The 24,212-nt window shown below is 31.1% G+C and carries 22 protein-coding genes; 12 read left to right on the top strand and 10 right to left on the bottom strand.

Annotation, left to right across the window (positions count from 1 at the left end; genetic code table 11):
* Positions 1-26 precede the first annotated feature (26 nt).
* Positions 27-653 carry a TrkA C-terminal domain-containing protein gene (locus G9F70_RS21860; RefSeq protein WP_164944138.1) on the bottom strand — a complete coding sequence of 209 codons (627 nt, stop codon included), beginning with the start codon at positions 651-653 and terminating at the stop codon, positions 27-29.
* A gap of 183 nt (positions 654-836) precedes the next feature.
* A complete protein-coding gene (locus G9F70_RS27540) occupies positions 837-1,151 on the bottom strand; it encodes a hypothetical protein (protein WP_411956008.1) in 315 nt (104 codons plus the stop codon).
* Positions 1,152-1,434: 283 nt separating this feature from the next.
* Here G9F70_RS27540 and G9F70_RS21855 point away from each other — a divergent pair, with 283 nt between their 5' ends.
* Both G9F70_RS21855 and G9F70_RS21850 read left to right on the top strand, forming a co-directional pair.
* A complete protein-coding gene (locus G9F70_RS21855; protein ID WP_164943987.1) occupies positions 1,435-1,920 on the top strand; it encodes a VanZ family protein in 486 nt (161 codons plus the stop codon).
* Positions 1,921-1,990: 70 nt separating this feature from the next.
* Complete coding sequence (locus G9F70_RS21850; RefSeq protein ID WP_164943988.1) at positions 1,991-2,467, top strand: hypothetical protein; 477 nt, start codon at positions 1,991-1,993, stop codon at positions 2,465-2,467.
* A gap of 71 nt (positions 2,468-2,538) precedes the next feature.
* Here G9F70_RS21850 and mgtE read toward each other — a convergent pair whose 3' ends face one another.
* Both mgtE and G9F70_RS21840 read right to left on the bottom strand, forming a co-directional pair.
* On the bottom strand, positions 2,539-3,882 hold the full coding sequence (gene mgtE / locus G9F70_RS21845) for a magnesium transporter (RefSeq protein ID WP_164943989.1): 1,344 nt from the start codon (positions 3,880-3,882) through the stop codon (positions 2,539-2,541).
* 368 nt (positions 3,883-4,250) lie between these two features.
* Positions 4,251-4,394: a hypothetical protein gene (locus G9F70_RS21840; protein ID WP_164943990.1), complete on the bottom strand. Its 144-nt coding sequence runs from the start codon at positions 4,392-4,394 to the stop codon at positions 4,251-4,253.
* 219 nt (positions 4,395-4,613) lie between these two features.
* On the opposite strand from G9F70_RS21840, the gene G9F70_RS21835 reads away from it, so the two are divergent.
* Positions 4,614-5,648, top strand: a complete 1,035-nt coding sequence (locus tag G9F70_RS21835) for a ComEC/Rec2 family competence protein (RefSeq protein ID WP_164943991.1) — start codon at positions 4,614-4,616, stop codon at positions 5,646-5,648.
* Positions 5,649-5,769: 121 nt separating this feature from the next.
* Here G9F70_RS21835 and G9F70_RS21830 read toward each other — a convergent pair whose 3' ends face one another.
* The 3 genes from G9F70_RS21830 to G9F70_RS21820 all read right to left on the bottom strand — a co-directional run bounded on the left by G9F70_RS21830 (position 5,770) and on the right by G9F70_RS21820 (position 10,016).
* Complete coding sequence (locus G9F70_RS21830; RefSeq protein ID WP_164943992.1) at positions 5,770-7,593, bottom strand: MutS-related protein; 1,824 nt, start codon at positions 7,591-7,593, stop codon at positions 5,770-5,772.
* A gap of 174 nt (positions 7,594-7,767) precedes the next feature.
* Entirely contained in the window at positions 7,768-9,264 is a 1,497-nt protein-coding gene (locus tag G9F70_RS21825) for a leucyl aminopeptidase (protein WP_164943993.1), read from the bottom strand.
* Between the two features lie 290 nt (positions 9,265-9,554).
* Positions 9,555-10,016 carry a ferritin-like domain-containing protein gene (locus tag G9F70_RS21820; protein WP_164943994.1) on the bottom strand — a complete coding sequence of 154 codons (462 nt, stop codon included), beginning with the start codon at positions 10,014-10,016 and terminating at the stop codon, positions 9,555-9,557.
* 186 nt (positions 10,017-10,202) lie between these two features.
* On the opposite strand from G9F70_RS21820, the gene cmk reads away from it, so the two are divergent.
* Together cmk and G9F70_RS21810 are read left to right on the top strand one after the other, a co-directional pair.
* Positions 10,203-10,748 carry a (d)CMP kinase gene (gene cmk, locus G9F70_RS21815; RefSeq protein WP_164943995.1) on the top strand — a complete coding sequence of 182 codons (546 nt, stop codon included), beginning with the start codon at positions 10,203-10,205 and terminating at the stop codon, positions 10,746-10,748.
* 142 nt (positions 10,749-10,890) lie between these two features.
* Positions 10,891-11,064 carry a hypothetical protein gene (locus G9F70_RS21810; RefSeq protein WP_164943996.1) on the top strand — a complete coding sequence of 58 codons (174 nt, stop codon included), beginning with the start codon at positions 10,891-10,893 and terminating at the stop codon, positions 11,062-11,064.
* A 252-nt stretch (positions 11,065-11,316) separates the two neighbouring features.
* Here the strand turns inward: G9F70_RS21810 and G9F70_RS21805 are convergent, their stop codons facing one another.
* On the bottom strand, positions 11,317-13,617 hold the full coding sequence (locus tag G9F70_RS21805) for a diguanylate cyclase (protein WP_164943997.1): 2,301 nt from the start codon (positions 13,615-13,617) through the stop codon (positions 11,317-11,319).
* 507 nt (positions 13,618-14,124) lie between these two features.
* Between G9F70_RS21805 and yidA the strand changes: the two genes are divergently transcribed.
* The 4 genes from yidA to G9F70_RS21785 all read left to right on the top strand — a co-directional run bounded on the left by yidA (position 14,125) and on the right by G9F70_RS21785 (position 17,992).
* On the top strand, positions 14,125-14,949 hold the full coding sequence (gene yidA / locus G9F70_RS21800; RefSeq protein ID WP_164943998.1) for a sugar-phosphatase: 825 nt from the start codon (positions 14,125-14,127) through the stop codon (positions 14,947-14,949).
* 277 nt (positions 14,950-15,226) lie between these two features.
* Positions 15,227-15,904, top strand: a complete 678-nt coding sequence (locus tag G9F70_RS21795; protein ID WP_164943999.1) for a hypothetical protein — start codon at positions 15,227-15,229, stop codon at positions 15,902-15,904.
* Between the two features lie 394 nt (positions 15,905-16,298).
* Positions 16,299-16,955 carry a deoxynucleoside kinase gene (locus tag G9F70_RS21790; protein WP_164944000.1) on the top strand — a complete coding sequence of 219 codons (657 nt, stop codon included), beginning with the start codon at positions 16,299-16,301 and terminating at the stop codon, positions 16,953-16,955.
* Positions 16,956-17,308: 353 nt separating this feature from the next.
* The gene (locus tag G9F70_RS21785; RefSeq protein WP_164944001.1) at positions 17,309-17,992 is read left to right on the top strand and encodes a PBECR4 domain-containing protein; all 684 of its coding nucleotides are present in this window, start codon (positions 17,309-17,311) and stop codon (positions 17,990-17,992) included.
* 83 nt (positions 17,993-18,075) lie between these two features.
* Here the strand turns inward: G9F70_RS21785 and G9F70_RS21780 are convergent, their stop codons facing one another.
* Positions 18,076-18,459: a hypothetical protein gene (locus tag G9F70_RS21780; RefSeq protein WP_164944002.1), complete on the bottom strand. Its 384-nt coding sequence runs from the start codon at positions 18,457-18,459 to the stop codon at positions 18,076-18,078.
* Between the two features lie 236 nt (positions 18,460-18,695).
* Here G9F70_RS21780 and G9F70_RS21775 point away from each other — a divergent pair, with 236 nt between their 5' ends.
* Complete coding sequence (locus tag G9F70_RS21775) at positions 18,696-19,589, top strand: N-acetylmuramoyl-L-alanine amidase (protein ID WP_224617730.1); 894 nt, start codon at positions 18,696-18,698, stop codon at positions 19,587-19,589.
* A 53-nt stretch (positions 19,590-19,642) separates the two neighbouring features.
* On the opposite strand, the gene G9F70_RS21770 is transcribed toward G9F70_RS21775, so the two are convergent.
* Positions 19,643-22,186, bottom strand: a complete 2,544-nt coding sequence (locus G9F70_RS21770; protein WP_164944003.1) for an FAD-dependent oxidoreductase — start codon at positions 22,184-22,186, stop codon at positions 19,643-19,645.
* A gap of 195 nt (positions 22,187-22,381) precedes the next feature.
* Here G9F70_RS21770 and G9F70_RS21765 point away from each other — a divergent pair, with 195 nt between their 5' ends.
* Both G9F70_RS21765 and G9F70_RS21760 read left to right on the top strand, forming a co-directional pair.
* Positions 22,382-23,272, top strand: a complete 891-nt coding sequence (locus G9F70_RS21765; RefSeq protein WP_164944004.1) for a DegV family protein — start codon at positions 22,382-22,384, stop codon at positions 23,270-23,272.
* 181 nt (positions 23,273-23,453) lie between these two features.
* Positions 23,454-23,912, top strand: a complete 459-nt coding sequence (locus tag G9F70_RS21760; protein WP_164944005.1) for a COG2426 family protein — start codon at positions 23,454-23,456, stop codon at positions 23,910-23,912.
* Positions 23,913-24,212: the final 300 nt, after the last annotated feature.

The raw sequence follows: 24,212 nt of genomic DNA, 5'->3' as shown, positions 1-24,212 counted from the left end.
GGGCTAAGTCACATTTAAATAAATTTTTATTTTTCATTAAGAAAGTCTTTGATCCTATAATAACTATTTTCGCTACAAATAACTATAAAAATATCATTATCTTTAAATATTGTAGTTGGACCAGGAGAGAGTATTAATTTATCATCACGCCGTATACCAATTATAGTTGCTCCTGTATTTTGCCAAAATTCAGCCTGCGATATAGTTTTATTTATTATACTCATTTCAGAATGTATTTCAAACTCAAAAGGTATAAATGGGTTACTATTTTTAAATCTACTAGAATAATCTACTAGTTCATCAATCGAATGTTCTATATTTTTATCTAACTCTTTTTTCTTTTCAAGTAAATCCACAATATTCTTTTTTATAGAGCTTATAGAATCTATATCTTTAAATTTATCAATAAATTGCAAGCAATTATCCACTGAGTTTATAACAATTCCGCTGCCTTTTGTTACTTTTACTATATCCATTTGACTAAGAAGACTTACAGATCTTCTTACAGTTTCTGGTGACACATTATATTGACTTGCCAGCGAGGAACGACCGTGCAGCTTATCACCTATTGAAAGATCACCGGATACTATCCTATTAGCAATATCTATAGCTATTTTTTGATAAATAGGTTTTAAAGTAGAGTTATTTGGCATTTTTGATTTTATCAAAAGTAAAATTAAAACTTTTGATAAATTCACCCCCTCAAACATATAATAGTTTTTCCAAATCAAGTATAGATTATAATAGTGATATTGTAAACAAAAAATAGTGCCACCCAGGTAGCAAGTCGTTAACATTGCAGCACCGCAAATAGTAGGAAAAACTAGTGAAATTAGTTAGAAACTAATATAAATTATAATATTAAACACAGATAATAATATAAATAGAAACAAAGCGAAAAAAATCAACAAGGTCTGCTTATTTTCAATAACTACCTTATCTAAATTAAAATCTAGTTTTCTGTTTTTTTGAGTTAAATTTAAGATGAAAAGCCATATAGCACCCAGAATCAGAAAAGGGAGCATTATTTCTAGAAATTCAAAGGCTTTTAGATTATAGTAAGAAAAAATAAATAAATTTTGCGGACTACACATAGGTGTAAGGGCGCAACCAATATTAGCGGCTAGTGTTTGAAATATAACTAATTTCATGGGATTTAAGTTAGCTCTTTTACTTACTATAAGGGCGAGGTTATTAGAGCTAAGGAAAAAATTACTTCATTTTTTAATATATTTAATATTTGTGTTGTGTTATGCTTAAAGGATATTGTGTTTAACATTTTTTTATCACTCACTTTATTTTTAGTATTTCAAACTAGAATAGTATAGCATTTTTTAGATTTGAAATCCATTGGATATTAGCGGAGGGATGATATAGAAATAACTTAGGAACAATTAAAAATAAAAGTAATAAAGGTAAGTATAGGAGAAGTTTATGAAAAATTTATTTGAAAGAAAAACAATAGCTAAGGTTTTACTATGTGTCATTTGGCTCTGTGTGATTTTTTATAATGGCACAAGGCAAGGAGAAATATCACAAAAAACTAGTAAAGAGGTTATAAAGGTAGCAAGTGAAGTTATGAAGATTCCAGCAGCTAGCATTGGCGCACCTGGTGTTAAATTTAGTGATGTAAACTATTATGTAAGAAAAAATGCACATTTTTTCCAGTACTTTATTTTTAGCATATTCCTATGTAGTGTAGTAAGGCAATTTAAATTGTATAAAACAAGTGAAATACTTTTAGTGCTATTTCTTCTTTTACTTTTTCCCGTGATAGATGAATTTATCCAAAAGTATGTACCAGGGCGAACCTCGAATGTTTTTGATATAATAATTGATTTTAGCGGTGGAGTTTTAGCAATGTTAATATATAATATTGGTTATAAAATCCGTAAAAACAAGGTGACGGTGAAGTATTAGTAATGCATATTATTGACTGAATATAGTCATAATAAGTAGGTACTAAAATTCGCTATGAGGAGACTCGAAAATGAAAAAAACATCTTTAAGAATAAAAATATTAAGTGGAATGTTATGCACAGGATTAGTATTTTCTGGAGGGAGTCTTAGTTTTGCTACAGTAAAAGATAGTGGAAGTGTAAATGTCAGGCTTGCTTCAAGTATGGATGTCAAAGTTCCTATGGATAAGGAAAAGCTAAAGCAAGAAAGACAGGCAGAGATGATGGCTACACTAGAAACTGTAATTAAAGAGAGTGTAACAGGGAGTATTATTACACAAACTGAAGGAGATAAGGTCTTAGAATATGTAAACGCTAAATCACAGAAAAGATCGGTGGAAAACAAAACAGATAAAAAATGCAAAAGTGGAAAATGTGAAGGTGAAAGAGGCGGATTATTTAAAGATCTGGTAGCTGATGGTATTCTAACTAAGGAAAAATCTGATGCACTTAGAGAAAGAATGCACCTTAAAAACACAGAACTTAGAAATCAAAAAAATCAAGAGTAATAAAGTTAAACTACCAAAGTGTATTTAAATGCACTTTGGTAGTTTTTATTTTCTGTTAGCTTATAGAAGTTCTATACTAGGAAAGGTAAGAATAAAGTGGCAAGTCCTAAAAAAAAGAAGAAGCCTAGAACGTCTGTTACGGTAGTAACAAATACAGCAGAGGCAAGGGCTGGGTCGATACCTAGCTTTTTAAGTACAACTGGTACTGCAAAACCTGATATGGTGGCTGCCATCATATTTAGCACCATAGATAAACCAATAACCACTCCAAAAACCACATTTTTCTCCCAAAACCAGCCTAAAAGAGCTACTGCAATACCCACTGAAACACCTGTACATAGTCCTACGCCAAATTCTTTTAATAATATTTTCTTCGAATTTTTAGCGTCTATTTCTCCAAGGGCAATGCTACGGATAATAATAGTTAGAGTCTGAGTACCGGCATTACCACCCATACCTGCAACTATAGGCATGAAGGTTGCTAGGGCCACAACCTTTTGAATGGTGCCTTCAAAAAGACTAACGGTAGCGGCTGCCATTATAGCGGTTACTAGATTTACAAATAACCAGGGTAATCTGCTACTGACAGATGATTTAAGGGAACCAGTAACCTTTTCATCTTCTTTTAAACCCGCAAGACGATATAAATCCTCAGTATGCTCATCACTAAGAATTCCCATTATATCATCTGCAGTTACTATTCCTAAAATCTGCATGGACTCATTGACTACGGGCATAGTTAAAAATCCGTATTTTTCAAATATGTGGCCCACTTCTTCTTGATCCATATCAACGGGTATGCTCATGGCATTACTGTTCATAATATCAGAGATTCTTACATCAAAACTACTTACTACTATGTCTCTTAGGGATATAACTCCTTTTAAAAGATGGTTTTCATCTGATACGTATATATAATAAGAAGTTTCTGCTTCTGGAGCTTCCTTTTGTAAATAAATTAAGGTATCAGCTATGGTCATATTCTCTTTTACACTGATAAATTCAGTGGCCATGATTCCTCCTGCACTCTCCGCAGGGTAGGTTAATAATTCTTTTACTCCATCAACATCTTCTTTATCCATTTTTATCATAATGTTTTTAGCTTCATCCTCTGAAACTGCTTCTAATAAGTCTACCAATTCATCGGAGGACATTTCGTGTATAATTTTCTTTTGAATTATTTCGGAATGAATAGATAAAAGGTTGTATTTATCCTCATCCTCTGCTTCATCAATAATATCAGCAATGATATTTGGGGACAGGTTTTGGAATAAATCTATAATATTTCCCTCATATTCGCTAATAGCTACCAAAATATCTGTAGGATGGATAAATTGAATAAGTTTGTTTATTTCATCTATATTTCCATTTATTAAAAACTCTGTTAGTGCATCTCCATTTAATCCATGTGCCATGCAAGCCTCCTAAATCTTATGAGAGGAAGAATGTATGGTTAAATTAAATAAATAGTATAAATGAGTTCTTCCTCTATAATAATATTAAATTTTATATAATAAATATGATGACTGGGTCCGGAATCCATTTATACCACCTCCAATTAAAATAGCTTTTTAGTATATACTAAAAAGCTTACGTGTTTAATCTAATTTATTATATGATACCAGCTCTTCAAAGTCAATTGCACAAAAATGATTTTGCAAAAGGAGAGAATTACTACTAATAGATATGCTTCTAGTAAAAGAAAATTAGCTTTTATATTAATTTAAAAAAGTTGTACAAGCTTTCCAATAGCATGTACAACCTTTTTAATTTTTTGTAAATATTAGTTAGATAAAACTAATTGAACACCATATTTGTCTTTAAAATCTTCGTCTTTATTGCAAGAATTTACAAAGAAGGAGCCTTTTAAAAAAGTAGTTATAGAAATTAATATAATAAAATTTTTAAATATTAAATTAATCTTCATAACATTTCTCCTTTCCGATAATACTATAATACTATTTTGCTCTAAAATAAAATTAAAACACTATTGAATCATAGGGAATAAGTTAAAATATATACATGGTTTAATTGTTAATTGGTAATATAGATAAAAATAAAATTACAAAAAAAACCAAAAAAATTCACAAAACTACAAAAGTGTTGTATTGTAGTAGATAGTTGAAGTTTTAAGGGGGTTTTTGTTATGAAAAGATTTAAAATTAAATACATACACTTTTTAATCTTGCTTTTATTTGTTTTTCTTTTATCTGGGTGCGCTAGTAGTGCAGGCAATAACACTATGAGCGTTTCAAATGATAAACTACAAATAAGTACCAATAAGCAGCAAGGAATAAAGTTAGATGAAAATAATAAAACAGTGAAGAAAAGTACTAAAGTAGGGTATGATAATGATAAAACAACCCAAGAGGTAGTGGAAAAAGCTAATTTAGCCGTAAATGGTAACTTGATAGTTCATTTTATTAATGTAGGACAAGCAGATAGCATTTTAATACAACAAGGTTCAAAGCATATGCTCATTGATGCAGGAAATAATGGCGATGGTAAGCTAGTTAAAAACTACTTACTAAAGCAAGGTGTAAAGAGCTTAGACTATGTTATTGGAACTCACCCACATGAGGATCATATTGGAGGATTAGATTATATAATTAATGATTTTAAAATAGGTAAAATATATTTACCTAAAGTCACATCTACTACTAAAGCTTTTGGAGATGTAATTGTAGCAATAAAAAATAAAGGAATGAAGGTAGCAGAACCAAAACCAGGCGAAACCTTTAATTTAGGCACTGCAAAATGTACTATTTTAGCACCAAACAGTAGTAAATATAAGGATTTAAATAATTACTCTGTTGTGGTAAAATTAGAATTTGGAAGTAAATCTTTCCTTTTAACAGGGGATGCGGAGGATATATCAGAAGGTGAGATTCTTGCAAAAGGTTTTAATATCAAAGCAGATTTACTTAAAGTAGGGCATCATGGAAGCCGTTCTTCTACTACAGATAAATTTTTAACCAAGGTAAACCCAAAGTATGCAGTTATATCTAGTGAAACAGGGAACGACTATGGCCATCCACATAAGGAAACCATGGATAAGTTGAAAAATAAAAACATATCAGTATACAGGACAGACGAGCTAGGTACAATTATTGCCACATCTAATGGAAAAACCATAAGCTTTAACACAAAACCAGGTAGTTATAAAGCCGGCCAACGCTAACGGACATAGTATTGAACAATTAAAAGTGTTTTTGGATTATAGGGCTACTTAAAAAAACTATCAAGATACCTCTCAGGTATCTTGATAGTTTTTTTAAAAATTAGGAATAAAAGCCATAATTCTATTTAGGAATTTCAATGTCAGGTGGAATTTCAAGCCCTGCCATTTTCATTAAGTATAATGCATTTCTAGTGGTAGAAACCCCAGGGCGCAATTTATAGTCAAAGTATAATTTATCATCTTTATAATATTCTTTAAGGTGATAATTTTTAACTTTCACGTTGGTATTTTCTATTTCGCCTAATTCTAAATCGTGTGTAGATACAAAGCCAAGAGCATTCTCATTACTTAATTTGCTTACCAAAACCTTAGCCCCTGTATGTCGATCTATAGAGTTAGTTCCTTTGAAAATTTCATCTAATAAGAAGAAGAGTGGAGCTTTATTTTTCGTAGCAGTTACAAGTTTTTTTATTCTTAAAAGCTCTGCATAGAAAGAAGAAATATTTTTTTCTAAATTATCACTTGTCCTCATGCAGGTATAAATATCCATTATAGAGCAGTAGAAATCATCTGCACATACGGGAGCACCGGCATAGGCTAAAACTAAGTTAATACCTGTAGTACGAAGTAGGGTGCTTTTTCCAGACATATTGGAACCAGTTATTAAAAGAATATTTTGTGACTTCTCTATGAGAACGTCATTATATACTCTGCTGGTTCCAAGTAGTGGATGGCCCAGGCTTTTAGCTCTAAAAATAGGGGAGCCTTCCTGGAACTTTGGCATTGTCCAATTACTATGCTCATAGGCTATAGACCCTAAACTATTTAAGGCCTCCATTTCGCCTATAACCTCTAGCCAAGATTTTAAAGAAGCACCACTAGCTTTTTTAAAGCGCTGCAAATTAATTAAACATTGATAATCCCAGAGAGTAAGGATATTTATAGGAATATAATACATATTTTTTCTGTCAGATATTAGGTTTACTAGATTTACTAATTTTTTTATCTGAAAAGAAGCCGTAAGTCCCTTACTATTTATAAGTTTTTCTTTTAATTTTATTAAATACTCTGAGTTAAACTTCTTCTTTTCTATATGTATAAGGAGTTTATTATATATAAGAATTGTATTTTTATATTGATGTACAGTATCTAAATTTTTACTTACTTCTTTATGGCCAAGTGAGAGAAGTATTATTTGTAGCGCAATGGCTAAAAGGCCTATTTTATAGGACACCTTTGGGAAAATAAGTGAGGACACCAAAATTGATAGGGTTATTACTGGCAATATCCTTATTATAGCTATTACCCAGGATTTTAGAAAAAACTCATTTTTTGACCCTACCCATTGAAATAATTCTTCAGGGTTATGATTTTTATTTTCGCTAAGTATTGCTTCCGCTTGAAATCTTTGTGTCCAACCAATATTCTTTGCCAACTCTTTGATTGCATTCTGTCTTTTATATATTTCCTCAATACCATAAATAGGTGCAGAGAAAGTATCCTTCAATTTTTTTCTGCCAAGATAAGTTGTGCAACCATTAATCCATTGAAAAAGGGAGCTGTCACCAAATATATCTAAGTCTTTTGTATAATTGTGATTTTCATCAGAAAAATCCTCACCCTTATCAGAAAAGTCCTTCCAATTATTGTTAAGACGTTTTATACAATTTTCGTTAATTTCACTTAAAGTAGAACAACGAATTTTGTTGTGTTTTATCTTATTATGTTTAATTGCTAAAAATACAAATATCAGAAGGGTGGTAATTAATACAGAAAGGCATAAATAATAATTAGGTCGTAAATAAAAGAAAATCGTAAATCCGAGGCCACTTGCAAAGACTAAAAATCTTAATAAGCTTATAAAACTTACCGTTTCAGTTTGTTTTTTTAATAGATTATCGTAATGTTTTTTTCGATTAGCATAAAGTTTTTTTTCAGTTTCCATGATATCCTCCTAGGCATTCTTAATATATATATAATATCATACTAAAGGCTTGGTCCGCAATTTTCAATATTAGGATAATATGACCAAATAGGTGAATAATAAGGAAAAATTATAAGGCCTACTTAAAAAAACAAACTATCAAAATACTTATAAATATTTTGATAGTTTGTTTTTTTATTTTTCTAGTTGCTTAATCAAGTGATATAAAAGTCTAGCACCTTCACCAGTTGCACCCTTAGATTCATAACCACTGTCTTTTTCTGACCAAGAAGTTCCAGCTATATCAAGGTGTAGCCAAGGGTTTTCTCCTACGAATTCGCCAATGAATAAACCTGCTGTTATAGTTCCAGCTTTTGGACCGCCTATGTTTTTAAGGTCTGCTACATCAGACTTTATTAATTCTTTATATTCATCAAAGGCGGGTAATCTCCAAACCTTTTCATCACAAATTTTTGAAGCTTGTTCTAATCTACTATAGAAGAAATCATTATTTGAAACTACCCCAGTAGTTGTAGTGCCCAAAGCTGAAATAACTGCTCCAGTTAATGTAGCTATATCTACTACTTTAGTAGCGTGCTCTTTTTCAATTATATAATTTACTGCATCTACAAGAGTTAATCTTCCTTCAGCATCAGTGTTAAGTACTTCTATGGTTTTTCCACCCATGGAGCCTATTATGTCTCCTGGTCTGTAACTGTTTCCACTAATCATATTTTCACAAGAAGCAACTACTGCCACTACATTTACCTTTGCTCTTAGTTTTGTTATAGCAGTCATGGCACCAATTACGGCGGCTGCTCCACCCATATCAGATTTCATTGTAACCATTCCAGCAGTAGTTTTTATAGATAATCCGCCAGTGTCATAAGTAAGGCCTTTTCCAACGAGTCCTACAATTTCATCTTTTTTGACTGGGTTACCATTATATCTCATTACAATTAATCTTGGTGGGTTCGCAGAAGCTTTTGCTACTTCAAGGAAGGCTTGCATATTCAATGCTGTTATAGAAGCCTCATCAAATATTTCAACTTCAAAGCCACTTTCATCACCAGCTTTTTTTGCTTGCTGCGCTAGCTCTATAGGACTTAATATATTAGCAGGTTCATTAACTAATTCTCTTGCGAGTAGGTTAGCTTGTCCAAGTATAACACCTTCATTAATTCCCTTATCAATACTTTCTAAGTCCTCTTCCTGATTATATATTATAGTAAATTGTTCTAAGGTTTTCGCTTTTTTATCTGATTTATATTTATCAAATTTATAATCTGCCATTACTGTAGATTCAGAAATAGTTCGAGTGATCTCATCTAAGTTCATTAGGCTAACTAAATTTCCTATATTTATGTCAATAGATTTAGATTTAAGATTTGCTGCTTCTTTTACTGCTTTTGCTATATTTTTTCTTAATTTGTCTAAATTAAAATCTTCTTTTTTGCCAATACCAATTAGAATTATATTTTTAGGATTTTCATTTCTAAATAAATTGATATTTTGAAGCTCACCATTTTTACATTTGAAGCCTTCACTATCTAATGTAAATTTAATTTTAGACAGTAATTCATTGTCCAATGATAAATTTAAATCTTCTAACTTTGAATCCTCAAAATATGTAATAAATTTTGTTTCAGCCTCATTGTTTTTGGATTTTATGTTTTTACTATGGAATATCATATATATTCACCTTCTCTTTCATTTTTGGTATAAGGCATATTCATTTTCATATGCCTAATTCGTATAAAACGATAATGATTATCAAGTAATATCTAATTTGATTGTATGCTTAATGACTAATTTTGTCAATACCAATTTATTTTTTCTTATATTATGCTATAACAAAAAGTATATATCGCTAAAATGCTTTCACGTCGCCAAGTAATATATACTTTTGTTAGCATAATATAAGAAAAAACTCATAATTTACGAAAAAACTATTGTTTTCCAGGTAACAATTACCTTAAAAGTTAATTTCTTGGCATGCTGTGACTGTTTAAAGTAAATAAGTAATTGTATTTTGCACTATGCTTTATTTCATCCGTTATAATGTTGAAAAGCATATCTCTATAAATTGTAGATGGAAGGCCTCTTCTGATTTCTCTATATCGTTCTACAGCGCTCAGTTCTCCAAATAAGGCCTTTTTTATACCATCAAGGTAAGAAATAGGTTTTACAAATTCCTCATCTTCACCAGGAGGTACAAAGGAACCGGTTATGCTTTTATATATTTGTCTAAACATTTTATTATGTCCACGTTCGTCATCTCTTATAGAGGCAATAATTTTTTTTTCATCATCTGTAGGGGCAATGCTTATTAAGTAATCATAGAATAATTCATCTTCTTGTTCACCTTGAACAGCTAATTTGATCCCTTCTAAGGATTTTTCTAATAAATCCATATCATACATGGTATATGGGTTTGCAAACATTTTAACCCTCCTTTTAGCGCTTTTTAGGAAAAATAATTATAAAATCAATATTATATATAATATGAAGAACCGTTGATATCTGTTACAGGAAGCAGTTACAAAAAATATAATTATGAAGTATAATTGATATTATAATTTCATGGATTATTTATCTTAGTGAATTAAAGTATTGGAGATGATTTTAAATTGAAAATAACTATAACAGGAGCCTTATACTCAGGTAAAAGCAGCGTTGCTAAGGCTATAAGTAAGGCTTTAGATTATACTTATTTTAGTGTAGGTGAACTACAAAGAAAGCTAGCGGTTGAAAAAGGAATATCTATAACAGAATACAATAAATATATGCTTGATAATAATTTAGATTATGAAGTTGACAATAGGACTATAGAAATCGGAATAGAAAATGAAAATTTTATTTTTGATGCTAGACTTGCATGGAATTTTATACCCGATTCTTTTAAAATTTATCTAAAGGTAGATATTGATACTGCAGTGGAACGGGCTATGAAGAATGAAAGAGGTAAATCAGAGAAATATGCTTCAAAACAAGAAGCAAAGGAGAATATAATTGAAAGAAGGAGACTCGAGCTTAGCAGATTTAAGGATATTTATAATATAGACATAGATAGGGGGAGTAACTACGATTTAGTTATTGATACTTCTCATATCAGTATGGAAGATGTAGTAGAAGATGTCTTAGATAAGGTGAGAAGAGTGAGTGAGAAAATATAAAATTTGTTGGTGTATTATTAAGTGTAATCTATTTTAAAGTTTGTTCCGCGAAATATAAAAATAAAAAACATTCATAAATTCCTTCAATAATTAATACTATTAATAGTGATTAGAGAACAATAAACCAAAAGGGGGATTTAAAATGGGAAAAGAATTTCGCGGTAGGGCTTTGTGGAAGTTGCCATCGAGAGGAAGAGGAACTTGCCCTGTATGTAAGACTGAAAGAATAAAATTGTTGTATGATCTAATTATTGGTAGTGGTGAAAAAATTAAGGTTTGTAAAAGATGTCAGCATAAAAAAATAGATAGTCTTTAATAAAATAATGAAAGCATTAGATTTCTCCTGCGTGCCTTGCAATAAGAACTACAAACTGGAAATTTGATTAAGAAATTCTAATAGTTTCTTCACTTCTTATTGCAAGTCACTTTGGAGAAAGTCATACTTGTTTTATTAATTGTCATCTGTCCTGGCCCGCTTACGGGGATTTGTAATGTAGTAAACTAAGAGTCTATAAAATAATCTACAACGGGTTCACCCATTTGAACAACTTCATTATATACCTCCATTTTAAGTTACTATTAAAGTGTCCAAATTTATTGACACAACTTGATTTTTACCTAGAGATTTCGCCTGGTACAGTGCTTTATCCGCCTCTATAAACAAATAATCTAAATCTTGTATTGTTGGAGTAATAGAAGCAACTCCAATGCTTAAGGTTATAGGTATTGAACCTGATGCCCTAGTAATCATAGGATTGTTTTCTACAGCACTTCGTAGGGTTTCACCAATTATTTCTGCAGCTTTAAAGGAGGTAGTGGGTAATAGAACAATAAATTCTTCACCACCAAAACGACCTAAAATATGACTATTACTTAAAGTTTCAGAACAAATTTTAGAAAGATGCTTTAATACCAGGTCACCAGTATGGTGACCTAAATTGTCATTGATTTTCTTGAAATCGTCAATGTCCATCATAATGCCTGAAATGGTCTGTGCAAATGATTTTGCTTTATCAAAGTTTATATTTGCAAGTTCAAAAAAACTACGTCTGTTGTACAAGCTAGTTAGCGGGTCTATGCTAGCTAGGTACTTAGTTTTACCATGTAGTTTAGCGTTTTCTATAGCCATTCCTGCATGGCATGCAAAGTATAAAGCTATGTCACAGTGATACTTAGTATAAATATTCTTTTGGGTTGAATCTAATGTTAAGATACCCACAATTTCGTTTTTAAACAGTATAGGTATTCCCATCCAACTTTCAATAGTAGATTTATCTATAAATAGACTAAAACGAGGATCTTCTTTAACATCAGAAACTAATAATGTAGTTTTAGTTTTACATATTTCTTTAAATAGCTTGTCATCCTCTTTATTAATAGAAATTTTATATATATCTTCCACATTTTCAAAGCCATTTCCGGCCCTAACATTAAAACGGTTATTTTCTTCCATGAAAAATGAGGCACTGTCATAAGGTACTAATTCTTTTAAGTTTTCTAATAATTTATCTAAAACTTCTTGTAAATTCAAGGTAGAATTTAAGAGTAAGGTAACTTTTGTAAGTTTTTCTGCTAATAGATACTGTTCTTTTTCCTTAGATAAATTTTCTATTTTTCTGTAAGCTTTAGATTCATTCATTGCCAACATAAAAGCATTTAAAAGTATGAGAAGTAAGAATCCTGATAGTGAATAGTCGTTGATATTATTCAAACCTAGATATCGTAGTATTGACATAGCGGTTATTGCAATGGGTACTAAACAACTAATTGCAATAATTAAACTCCCCTGTTTTTTACTATGATATGATTTTAATATAATAAAAGCAGCATAAATAATCATTAATAAAGTGAATATTTGAAAAATCATAAGGAACTTTGAGGACAGCAGCGGGGATATAAACATAGTAGTAGTTATAAAGAAAAAACAAAAAAGTTTGCAGCCATTTCTAACCCATTTTGAATAATTATTTTTAAAAAGTATATGTATGTAATTTATCATAAAATAAACTCCAACATAAAAAGTTAAGTATTTTAGTTTAAGACCCAAGCTATAGCTTAAGTTATTATACATGGTGAAAAAGTATTTATTGCCAACAGTTAAGGCTATTAAAGATAAAGTTATACAGAGGGCACCAAAATACAGTTTAGGAGTATCATCTGTTCTAAAGGCATATAACCATAATTGATACAAGCCCATTATAAGCAATACACCGAAGTAAAGAATTTCAAGAGCGATGGAAGCCTCTCTTTTATTAGCCATTTGAGATTGTGTTCCTAGATAAATTTTGTCTTGGGTACCACCATCTCTAAAATTATAATTTGATACTTGAAGTACTAAATGAATTTTATTACTTTTATTCATAAAATAACTTGTTAGGGGTATAGTGCCTGGGCGTTCTGAAGAAGCGCTTGTACCAACAATTCCATTAGAGGAAAAGAGGTCGCCATTAACCCATAATTTATATGCAGATAACATAGAAGGTACGCTTATACCTAAAAGGGTGTTTTTATATTTATCATTTAATTTTATTGTTAAAGTATATGTAGCATAGCCATTAGAACTGTAATTTTTATTGTATCTATTCCACTCCATAGGCATTTCTATATAAGAGGGAAGTGGTGAGCTCGTAGCAAAATCTTCTGGTGTCAATAATTGCTGCCAGTAAAATTCCCATTGACCTTCAAGAGAAGTATAGCCATCTTTATGGAAATCCCAATTTGAAATCTCTAATACACCTTTTTGGACGTTAATATTGGATGAGGTATTTGCGTTGCTTAATTTATTTAATGTGAAAATTGCATATAATAATGCTGCTAAAATAATAATAGATAAAGTAATTATTAGTGATTTTTCTTTTTTTAGCATCATAATTTGCCTCCTGTTGTATAGAATTAGTCTATTTTACATATTATAGTTATTATTTTATATTAATATTGTAAACTTGTCAGCACTTTTTCTCTAACTTAACATTTTTATGTATTGAAATTCATAATAGCTATTTATAATTAAAAAATTTTGTAATAAAAGAAGCTATAAAATATAGGAAAAGTATATTATTACAAAAAAATTTGTAGTAATATACTTTTTTTGTTTATTTATGAACATTAATTTGAAAAGATTTTTGTTATAGCTCAAATTTCTTTAAATGAACATTCTATTGAAAATTGTGGAACTGACTTTTTTAAGCAAGTGTAATATGCATGCTCTTTAAACCTAATCAGAAACTTTTATAATAGATGAAAAATATAGAAATAAAAAATTCACGCAAAGTTTACAAAGTATGAAATCCATTACTTGAAAAATTCCATGATATACTTTAAAGAGATTTAATCACGTTAAGTGATTTTTAAGAAATGTGTTACATGGAGGTTATGAATGTATAAATTAATAGCAATAGATATGGATGGAACCTTATTAAGTGATGAAAAGAAAATTTCACCAGCAAATTATGAAGCAATACAACAAGCGAGAGAAAATGGAGTGAAAGTCGTAATAGCATCAGGAAGACCTTTAGTTGGTTTTAAAAAATATTTAGAACAACTTAACTTAGTTTCCGAGGATGATTATGCAGTAGCTTTTAACGGAGCCCTTGTTCAAAGCTCTCAAGGTGGGGAAATAATATCTAAAACAACATTAACTCTCCAAGATTATAAAGATTTGTACAAGCTAAGCAAAGAGCTAAACGTTAATATACATGCATTAACAGAGACTAGTGTGATTTCTCCTAAAGATACTATATACACCAGGGGAGAGGCTGAAATGAATGGTATTTCTAACGAAATAATTGCTGTGGAAGATGTAGCTGTAGATACTACTATAGTAAAAGTCATGTTTGTGGACAAGCCAGAAATAATAGAGGAAATAATGCAAAAGATTCCTGAAGAGGTAAGTAACAAGTATACAGTAGTTAGAAGTGCACCTTTCTACTTAGAGTTTCTTGATAAATCAGTTAATAAAGGTGCAGGAGTAGCGGCCCTTGCAAAAAAACTTAATATTAAGCAAGAAGAGGTTATATGCATAGGTGATGCAGGCAATGATATTCATATGATTAAATATGCTGGACTAGGAGTTGCTATGGGAAATGCCTTCCCAGAAGTTAAAAAAATTGCCAACTTTATAACTAAAACTAATGAGGAAGATGGAGTAGCATATATAATTAATAAGTTCATTTTGAATGGCAAAGAAGCTTTTGCAGTATAATTAATATTAATTAATAACGGTTGTTGACAATGCAATTTAATTAGTATATAATAAAAACATAGAAACTGTTAATTCAGTTGGTATTGATCATCTTTATCCCCCCAGTTAAAGACAAAATTAATACAAAAAAATCTTTTTAAAACAAATATGGAAAAGCTAGTAAGAGTCCAATTACTAGCTTTTTTTTATTTATAAACAATCACAATTTTGCCTAAAAAATGTGTAAACTGCTTTGGGATTCTGGTATAATACAAAGGAATACAGAGGGGGAATTATAGTGAAAAAAAAGGATTTAATATGGATAGGGGCATTACTAATAATTATTTTTTTATTGGCATTTCCATCAACTAATGAAATGTATACATTAGCTAATAAAGCACATCCTTACATAATGGGATTTGTAAAGGTTTCCATTTTAGCTACAATGGGGGAGCTGTTAGCACTTAGAATAGTCACTGGAAATTATAAGAAACCTGTAGGAATTGTATATAGATTTATAGTTTGGGGATTTTTGGGTATAGGGTTTGTTATAGCTTTTGATTTATTTGCAAATGGAGTAATTGGTTCAATGAAGAAGGGATTATTGCCTAGTGGTGTGCCTGATACTTTTTCAGCTAAATTATTATTTGCATTTTTCACAAGTGCTTTTATGAATTTAATTTTTGGACCTACCTTTATGACCTTACACAGGCTTACCGATACATATATAGATTTGGGTCATGGAAAGTTTAGTAAGATTAAAAAAGTTAAGCTTAGAGCTGTAACGGATAAAATAGATTGGTATGGATTTATGAGTTTTGTTGTTTTTAAAACTATCCCCTTTTTCTGGATACCAGCACATACAATAACTTTTTTATTGCCAGGTGACTATAGAGTTCTTATGGCTGCATTTTTATCCTTGGCTTTGGGTATAATTTTAGCTTATTCAAAAAGGAAAAATGTTAAAATTGTGTAGGGGATAACAAAGTATTAAGTTTCTCCTGCGTGCCTTGCAATAAGAGCTCGGGACTAGAAATTCCATTAAGAAATTCTAATATTTTGCTAATATAAAATTCTCTAGCACTCACACTCGCCTTCCTGGCTCGGGTTCGCTAGCCTGCCGTCCTGGCAGGCTTACGAGAATTTTATATTCGCAAAATATGAATTTCCAAATGGAATTTCAATAGTCTTTTCGCTTCTTATTGCAAGTCACTATGGGGAAATTTCATGATTGCCATTCCTCAGGGGGACATAATAATTATTAATAGGTAGGCGTCTTGAGTTGCTTATAGAAATCAAATTTTAGAATGAAAGTATTTAAAAGATGTGCAGGGTTTATACCTAAAAGTATATAAGGAGAGTATAATATTATGGGGTTTTACGAGAGGGCACTAAGTAAGATAAATAGAGGAGGAAACTGGGATATGATAGTTATCGATGGAGTAGTTGGAGTAGGGAAGACCACACTTATGAATATAATGGCAGAAAAAGGCTATGTACGTTTTGAGGAGCCAGTGGTGGATAATCCTATATTAGAAAAATTTTATTATGATAGAGAGAGATATAGTTTTTCATTGCAGATATTTTTCCTTAATAAAAGGTTTAAGCATATTAAAGAAGCTTCAAAAGTAAAAGATGCAGTTATGGATCGAAGTATTTATGGAGATGTGATTTTTGCAAAAATGTTAAAGGATTCAGGTGAGATGTGCAATGAAGAATTTGATTTATATGCTGAACTGTTCGAAAATATGATCGAACATTGCAAGGCGCCAAAACTACTTGTATATCTTGAAACCTCTGTGGATGCAGCTATGGATAAGATAAATAAAAGAGGCAGAGAGTATGAGAAAATTGTGGAACGTGAATATTGGGAAAAGCTAAATTCTAATTATAGAGCTTATTTTGAGCAATATAATATATCACCAATTTTAAAGATAAATGTGGAAGGATTAGATTTTGAAAATAATGAAAAAGATAAAGAATATGTGCTAGGGCTTATAGAGGAGGCACTGGGAAAAATAAAATAACATTTAGCCGGTATTTTAAGTACACTTTTGGGTATTCCCAATGATTATAAATATACTATAATATTGTTGTACTGTTTGTTTATGAGGAGTATAATAGATGTATAGACTTGAAAAATATTTAAGTCTTGTGAGGGAATAAGCGAACAGCCCCGCACTCTCGCCTAGGAGACAATAAATATACTGGGAGCTTAGCCGATTAGGGCATAAAATACTAATATGCTGTTCATTTTATTAGAATATATGTTTTTTTAGGAGTCTTAACTTTTATTAGTTAAGACTTTATTAGTATCATAAGTCATTATAAAATATTTATACTTAGGATAGTTTTTTACGACATTCCTTATGGAGGGAATATGCTAACTACAGACGAACTATTAAATTTAAATAGGTTACCCAAGATCTCTGAAATTTCTTTGAAGCTTTTGCAAGAGTTTTATGATATATATATTTGCCCTAACATATATGTGCTCCAGTTAGAAAACAAGGATATAATCAAGTTGGAATTTTTAGATGTTAATCTTTGTCATTTGATGGGGTTCCAACATATAGTGCCCTATAAGTCAAAAAAATTCTATAGTGGTGAAAATGGTTATATGGGTGTTTTTAATGAGGATATAACTATTAAAAAGTTAAGAAGCATAGATGAAAGAAAATTTTCTAGAGATAAGGACAAAATTCTTTGCTTTTCATGCATTTATAAACTATTGAGGCATTGTGAAATTATAAGATTTAATAATATTACAGGTCATTCTAAGGTATCTTGCGAATTTATCCTGTATGATACTCACTATGGACGTAGGATACATCTGGGTATTGAAAAGGATGAGAAAAGAGGAATGTACTATCCACGTACTTTAATCGTTGAAAGAGACAATAGTGATAGGTTTATTATTGATCAAGAGTACATAAAGATTATAAATACGAAAATAATTTCTAAACATCCTTTTAAATCAGAATTAGAGGTTGCAGCAACTATTGAGGGTAAGCAACAAGGAAAGAAAAATAAAAAATTAAAAAGAAAAAACAGGCAAATTTAGAAGTTATATTTCTAAATTTGCCTGTTTTTAATTTATAGAAAATCAAGAAAATTTATAAATTCTATGCTTAAATATTTTACCGCTTATGTTAATCCACTCATCTTATCTCTTCTGTTTTGCTGCTTTTCTTCCATGTTTTCTAAGGCTTCACCATCCATATGATTTTTGTTATGAGCAATGTATCCCTTGGCAAAGGTATAGTTTTTTTCTAGGCCTTCTGACTCATTAGATCGTATTTGTTGTCCACTTATAATTTTATCCTTTAATATTTCAATGTTACATTCTCTCTCAGCTTGTTTTTCTCTTGATTCATTAACCTTTTGAGGTGAAGTAATGTCAGAGTGATTTTCAAGATGTCGCTTTGTTCTAGTATGGCTTTCTACTAAGTTTTCAAGTTCCTCTATTCTATTAGCTTTTTCGATTTTATTACGGTCTTCGCTGACGTATTTATCTTTATTACGGGGCATGAAAAGGCCTCCTTTTTTTTATTCATCTTTCTTAGTTTGGTTTTTTTAACCTATTATAATACTAGGGGATGATTGGAATTTAACATTTAATATTTTTCTCGAAATCTTGTAAAGTTTGTATTGCAATCTATAAATTTTATTTAAAAGAGATATAAGTATATACATTACCATCAAGGAATAGTAAGATAGGCATTAATTGTTGCTATTTTCAAAGAAAAAGAGTTAGGAGTGTTAAAATGTCGAAAATGAAGAAAATTATATTGATTTTTATCTGTTTACCAATTATAGGTGGAGCGTTATATGGCGCAATTTATGTGAGTAAAGTAAATGGAAAATCTGTACAGGATATAAATGTTAAGGTCGGAAATATAAATAAAACTAATAAAGTAGCAGAGAAGCCAATACCAAAAGGCAAGGTTGTAACTAAAAAAGAAGTTAAACCCCCAGTTATAGCAAAAACAAAGGTTAAAACCCAAGAATATAAGAAGGCTTTGAAAAAACAATCTGATATGGTTATTGTTATAGACCCGGGACATGCAAGTGTTACTAGTATGGAAAAAGAGCAGCAGGCGCCAGGTTCCAACATAATGAAAATAAAGGAGCCAGGTGGGGCTGAGGGTATTAACACAAAAACCCCCGAGTACTTGGTTAATATGGGAGTAGCAGTTAAACTAAAGAATTTATTGGAGAAAAAAGGCTATAATATAATAATGACTAAAACAGAAAATAAACAAATGTTAGGGAATATTGCAAGAGCGAAGATTGGGAATACGGCTAAGGCAGACTTAGTTATAAGAATTCATGCGGATTCAAATGATAATTCAGCTGTTAAGGGAGCATCAATGCTGGTGCCGGCAGATAGCAAAAGCACAAAGGCTATATATAAAACAAGTAAAAGATATGGAGAAATAGTTCTTAACAATTTAATCCACGGCGTTGGTATAAAAAATAGAGGTGTTGTGGAGAGAAATGATCTTACAGGTTTTAATTGGTCGGTGGTTCCTGTTATTTTAGTGGAAATGGGTTTTCAATCTAATGTAGAAGAGGATAAGCTACTATCAACTGAAAATTATCAAAATAAACTATCCAAAGCATTATCAGAGGGGATTGATAAGGCGTTAATGCAATAAGAAAAGAACACATAAGACAACTAAGTCTTATGTGTTCTTTTCAACGTTGACACCTAAAGGATATCTAGGACTTCTTTTATTGATTTTGAACTTTCGATAGCACTTATTAGTTTAGCAGAAGATTTATTATCTCCTATTAGAATACCACCAGTTATTATGTTTTCAGTGAAGAATAATTTTTTGTATATTTTGTTTGCATCATCATTTAAGGCAATAGCAACAGATCCTTCTTTTGAAATTTCGCCTACGGACAATAATTCAAGGCCCATAGCATTAAAGGAAATGGCGCTTAGGGAGATGGATAAGTCTTTACTTTCTCCTACCGCATTCATACCAGCAGCTTTACCCATTTCTACAGCAGCAGGCCAATTACCATACACTCTACCTTTGAATTCTGCAATGTCTCCACAGGCATAGATGTCTTTAACGTTAGTTTCCATTTTATCATTGATTAGTATACCTCTGCTCGTAATTATATTAGTTTTATGGGCTATATTTTTATTTGGTGCAATACCTGTTGAAAATAGCACCAGGTCTGCCTCCAGTGTTTTTCCGCTTTTGAGCTTAATAGAGGAAACAGATTTTTCACCTACTATAGAGGTTACAGAATCGGAAAGTATAACTGTAATATTTTGGTTTTCAACTGCAGTCTTAAGTATAAGGCTACTTTCACTATCTAATTGCTTAGTAAGTAGGGAATTACTGACTTCCACCACACAAACATCTAGACCAGTCTTGCTTATTTCATAAGCCGCTTCAAGGCCTAAAAGTCCGCCACCTACAATTACTACATTTTTTGCGGTTTTCATTTTAATTCTAATAGCCTCTAAATCCTTTAGATTTCTTAAAGTGAAGACACCTGCTTTATCTACTCCATCTACAGGAATCATGAAGTTTTGACTTCCATTTGCTAAAATTAGCTTATCATAGCTCACAGCGCTACCATTTTTAAGTAATATACTTTTTTCTTCAGGATTTAAACTTTCAACCTGAACTCCTAAAGTAAGGATAATGTTATTATCTACATACCACTGTTTTGGAGATAGATAAAAAGTATCTTCTTTAAGATTTTCACTTATACCATCAGAGATGGAAGGTCTATAGTATGTTAAGTAGGGTTCATCTGAGATTATTTCTATTTCACATTGTTTATTTCTTTTTCTTATGGCATCAGCAGCATAATATCCAGCAGCACCGTTACCGATGATTAGGAATTTTTCTTTTTTATCAGAACTAAAGGTTACTACATCTTGTGATACTTGAATAAATTGATCGGCACTGGCTCCACAAGCAGGGCATATTTCAGGTGGGTTTGGTCCATCAAATTCTTCTCCGCAAACTACACATTTCCATCTTTTTTGTGTAGAAGGCTTTACTGGGCAACTTTTTATTTTGAGTTTTTCAGCTATTTTCTCTGCAAAAGACTCTCCAAATTTGAAGGCGAAGTTTAAATCTCCTTCTGTGGGTTTAAAATTAATTTTCATGGAAGGATATAAATCTAGATTAATTTGTTTTAATCTATCTTCTATATTTGGAACAGCTTCTCCACTCCAACCATAGGAACCAAATGCAGAAGCTACTTTTCCGCCATGAACTATAGGGTTTAGATTTATCAAAATATCCCATATTGGTTTTAGTGCGTCTCCATTCATAGTAGGAGAACCAAAAATTAATCCCTCAGATTTATCTATACTATTTAAAATATCATTCATATCATTATGTATAACATCATACATGTTAACTTTGAAATTACAATAAGTTTTTATGCCTTGCTCTATTTTTTTAGCCACAGCCTCAGTATATCCATAAGCTGATACGTAGCATAATGTGACTTGTGGCTCCTGCGAAGCTTCTCTTGGAAGGCTCCACTCTTTATAGTAATTTACTATATTCCAAGGGTCGTATCTTAAAATAGGGCCATGTCCTGGGCATATAATATCTATTGAAAGGTCTTTGATTTTATCTATAGCCTTTAACACATAAGGTTTGAAGGGGGACATAATACCATCAAAGTAGTATTTTAAGGCCTCCCTATAATTTTCATGGCTTTGGTTTAAGTCATTGTACATTTCGGCATTACAGTAATGACTCCCAAAGGAATCACAAGTTATAAGAACTTTGTCCTCTACAACATAGGTAAACATTGAATCCGGCCAGTGAAGAAAAGGTGCTGAAATGAAGGATAAGGTTTTATTTCCAAGATTTATAATGTCTCCATCTTTTACAGTTATGTATTCAAAATCTCTATTTACAATTTCCTTAAGAAAATTAATTGCTGTAGATGAACCTACTACTTTAGCATTTTTAGAAATTTCTAAAAGTTTACCAACTGAACCTGCATGGTCTGGCTCCGTATGATTAACTACGATATAATCAATGTTCTCTATATTAATGTCTAAAGACTTTAGTCTTTCCAGATATTCATCAAAAAATTTCTCTTTTACTGTTTCGAATACCGCAGTTTTTTCACTGCCGCGAACTACATAAGAGTTATAAGTAGTGCCAAAAGGGGTATACATAACTATATCAAAAATTCTAAGATTGGGGTCTAGTGCACCCACCCAATATATATCTTTTTTCACTTCTAATGCCTTCATTTACAACACTCCTTTAATTACTATTGAAAAATAATAGTTATTATTTAACATTATAATATAGGCGTATTTAGAAAGCAATAATAATTTACTCCGTAAATGCAATTTCCTTTTACAGTGAACACATTTTATGCTATAGTTTCTACTGTATTGTTTAACGAAATATTTGCAGAATTATAAAAAGTAGGAGGAGTACGAATGAGAGATTTTGTTATTATGACAGATTCTTGCTGTGATTTGCCAAAGGAATATATTTATGGGAATAACATACCATTTGCTATGTTACCATTCAGTTATAATGATAAAGAGTACTTAGATGATTTTGGACAAAGTTTAAGTCAAAAACAGTTTTTTGATGATCTTAGGGAAGGGGCACTTCCAAATACCTCTCAAGCAAATTCTGAAAGCTTCTACAATATGTTTAAACCTGCTGCTAAGCGTGGCCAGGATATAATTTATATTGGAGTTTCGTCAGGTCTTAGCGGAACCTATAATAGTGCTAATATTGGAAAGACTGCTATATTAGAAGAGTTTCCAAGTGTTACAATACATATTATTGATGTGTTAACAGCATCACTTGGTCAAGGACTTATGGTTAGAAAAGCTGTAGAAATGAAAAAGGTCGGATGCACCGCAGAGAAAATAGTGTGCGAAATAGAAAAAAATATACAAAATTTAAATACATATATTACTGTACAGGATTTGAATTTTCTAAAAAGAGGCGGAAGAATATCTAATGTAGCGGCTACATTAGGGCTAGTTCTGCATATAAAGCCTATACTTACGCTTAACCAGGTAGGACGCGTAATGCCAGTGTTCAAGGTGCGTGGGCGTAAAAAATCCATAACTAAGCTTGCAGAAATAGTAAAGGATAAGATTATAGATCCTGAAACTCAAAGCATAGCTATCTGTCATGCAGATTGCTACGAGGAAGCTGTAAGACTTAAAGAGGAGATATTGGAAAAGGTTAGTGTTAAAGAAGTACTTATTCATTACATTGGACCAGTGGTAGGAAGATTTAGTGGGCCAGGGGCTTTGGCAGTGTTTTTTATTGGTGAGAGTAGACAACATCATGTAATCGATATTTAGAATTGTGAATATACAGTTAAATATTCTTTTATTTATAATATAACTTGAAAGTAAGTAATCATAATACTTATAATAGTATTGTAAATAATAGGTTAAGTATCAAAAAAAATAGACTAGTATAATGACTAGTCATTTTTTTTGAAGATACATTAAGAAAAAAAAGTAATAAGGAGAGTTTTTTATGGAATGGTTAAAAGTAGTATTACTGTCGGCAGTGCCTCTTATTGAGATGAAAGGGGCTATACCCCTTGGAATAAATGTATATCATATTAATCCAATAACAGTATTTTTGTTAAGTTTTTTTGGAAGTTTGCTTCCTGTTCCTTTTGTGCTGATATTTTTCAATAAAATATTTGACTTTTTAGGAAAATATAAATTTTTTAGTGGTTTTTATAATTTAATTGATAGAAAGATAAGCAAGAATAAAGCTAAGTTTGAAAAATTTGAAGAAATAGCGCTTATAACATTTATTGCAATACCTCTCCCAACTACAGGAGTTTGGACAGGAACTGCAATAGCCGCTTTTTTAAAGCTGGATTTTAAAAGATCTGTTATGTGTGCAGTTGTGGGATCTTTTTTATGCGGAGTTATTATTACAGGTTTAGCTGTAGCTGCTCCAGCTTTTTTGAAAATGCTTTAATAAATGATCTCTTACCTAATGGTGAGAGATTTTTTTCTTGGATTATGCTATAAGGTCAAGCATAATCTAAGAAAAAACACTTAATCCTAAAAACAATTATTATTATTATTATTAATTGTTATGCATCCTGTCAGGCTTACGAGAATTTTATATTCGCAAAACAAGAATTTCTAAATCGAATTTCAATAGTTTTTTCGTTTTATATTGCAAGTCATTACGTTGAAATGTCACACCTAGTATATAGCTACTATTTTAAAACTGATAAAACAGTAACAAGTAGAAATATTAATGCCAAATTAT

This window comes from Clostridium sp. FP1 (assembly GCF_011065975.2).
GTDB classification, from domain to species: domain Bacteria; phylum Bacillota; class Clostridia; order Clostridiales; family Clostridiaceae; genus Clostridium_AD; species Clostridium_AD tagluense.
The sequence above is the reverse complement of the archived record's forward strand: the minus strand, read 5'-3'. Positions and strand labels throughout refer to the sequence as shown.

Coding starts and splice junctions, on each gene's coding strand:
- G9F70_RS21775 (WP_224617730.1), top strand. CDS start 18,696: ATGTCGAAAATGAAGAAAATTATATTGATTTTTATCTGTTTACCAATT.
- G9F70_RS21835 (WP_164943991.1), top strand. CDS start 4,614: ATGAAAAGATTTAAAATTAAATACATACACTTTTTAATCTTGCTTTTA.
- G9F70_RS21810 (WP_164943996.1), top strand. CDS start 10,891: ATGGGAAAAGAATTTCGCGGTAGGGCTTTGTGGAAGTTGCCATCGAGA.
- G9F70_RS21830 (WP_164943992.1), bottom strand. CDS start 7,593: ATGGAAACTGAAAAAAAACTTTATGCTAATCGAAAAAAACATTACGAT.
- G9F70_RS21785 (WP_164944001.1), top strand. CDS start 17,309: ATGCTAACTACAGACGAACTATTAAATTTAAATAGGTTACCCAAGATC.
- G9F70_RS21820 (WP_164943994.1), bottom strand. CDS start 10,016: ATGTTTGCAAACCCATATACCATGTATGATATGGATTTATTAGAAAAA.
- G9F70_RS21780 (WP_164944002.1), bottom strand. CDS start 18,459: ATGCCCCGTAATAAAGATAAATACGTCAGCGAAGACCGTAATAAAATC.
- yidA (WP_164943998.1), top strand. CDS start 14,125: ATGTATAAATTAATAGCAATAGATATGGATGGAACCTTATTAAGTGAT.
- G9F70_RS21855 (WP_164943987.1), top strand. CDS start 1,435: ATGAAAAATTTATTTGAAAGAAAAACAATAGCTAAGGTTTTACTATGT.
- mgtE (WP_164943989.1), bottom strand. CDS start 3,882: ATGGCACATGGATTAAATGGAGATGCACTAACAGAGTTTTTAATAAAT.
- G9F70_RS21850 (WP_164943988.1), top strand. CDS start 1,991: ATGAAAAAAACATCTTTAAGAATAAAAATATTAAGTGGAATGTTATGC.
- G9F70_RS21760 (WP_164944005.1), top strand. CDS start 23,454: ATGGAATGGTTAAAAGTAGTATTACTGTCGGCAGTGCCTCTTATTGAG.
- G9F70_RS21825 (WP_164943993.1), bottom strand. CDS start 9,264: ATGATATTCCATAGTAAAAACATAAAATCCAAAAACAATGAGGCTGAA.
- G9F70_RS27540 (WP_411956008.1), bottom strand. CDS start 1,151: ATGAAATTAGTTATATTTCAAACACTAGCCGCTAATATTGGTTGCGCC.
- G9F70_RS21860 (WP_164944138.1), bottom strand. CDS start 653: ATGCCAAATAACTCTACTTTAAAACCTATTTATCAAAAAATAGCTATA.
- G9F70_RS21805 (WP_164943997.1), bottom strand. CDS start 13,617: ATGATGCTAAAAAAAGAAAAATCACTAATAATTACTTTATCTATTATT.
- G9F70_RS21765 (WP_164944004.1), top strand. CDS start 22,382: ATGAGAGATTTTGTTATTATGACAGATTCTTGCTGTGATTTGCCAAAG.
- G9F70_RS21840 (WP_164943990.1), bottom strand. CDS start 4,394: ATGAAGATTAATTTAATATTTAAAAATTTTATTATATTAATTTCTATA.
- G9F70_RS21770 (WP_164944003.1), bottom strand. CDS start 22,186: ATGAAGGCATTAGAAGTGAAAAAAGATATATATTGGGTGGGTGCACTA.
- G9F70_RS21790 (WP_164944000.1), top strand. CDS start 16,299: ATGGGGTTTTACGAGAGGGCACTAAGTAAGATAAATAGAGGAGGAAAC.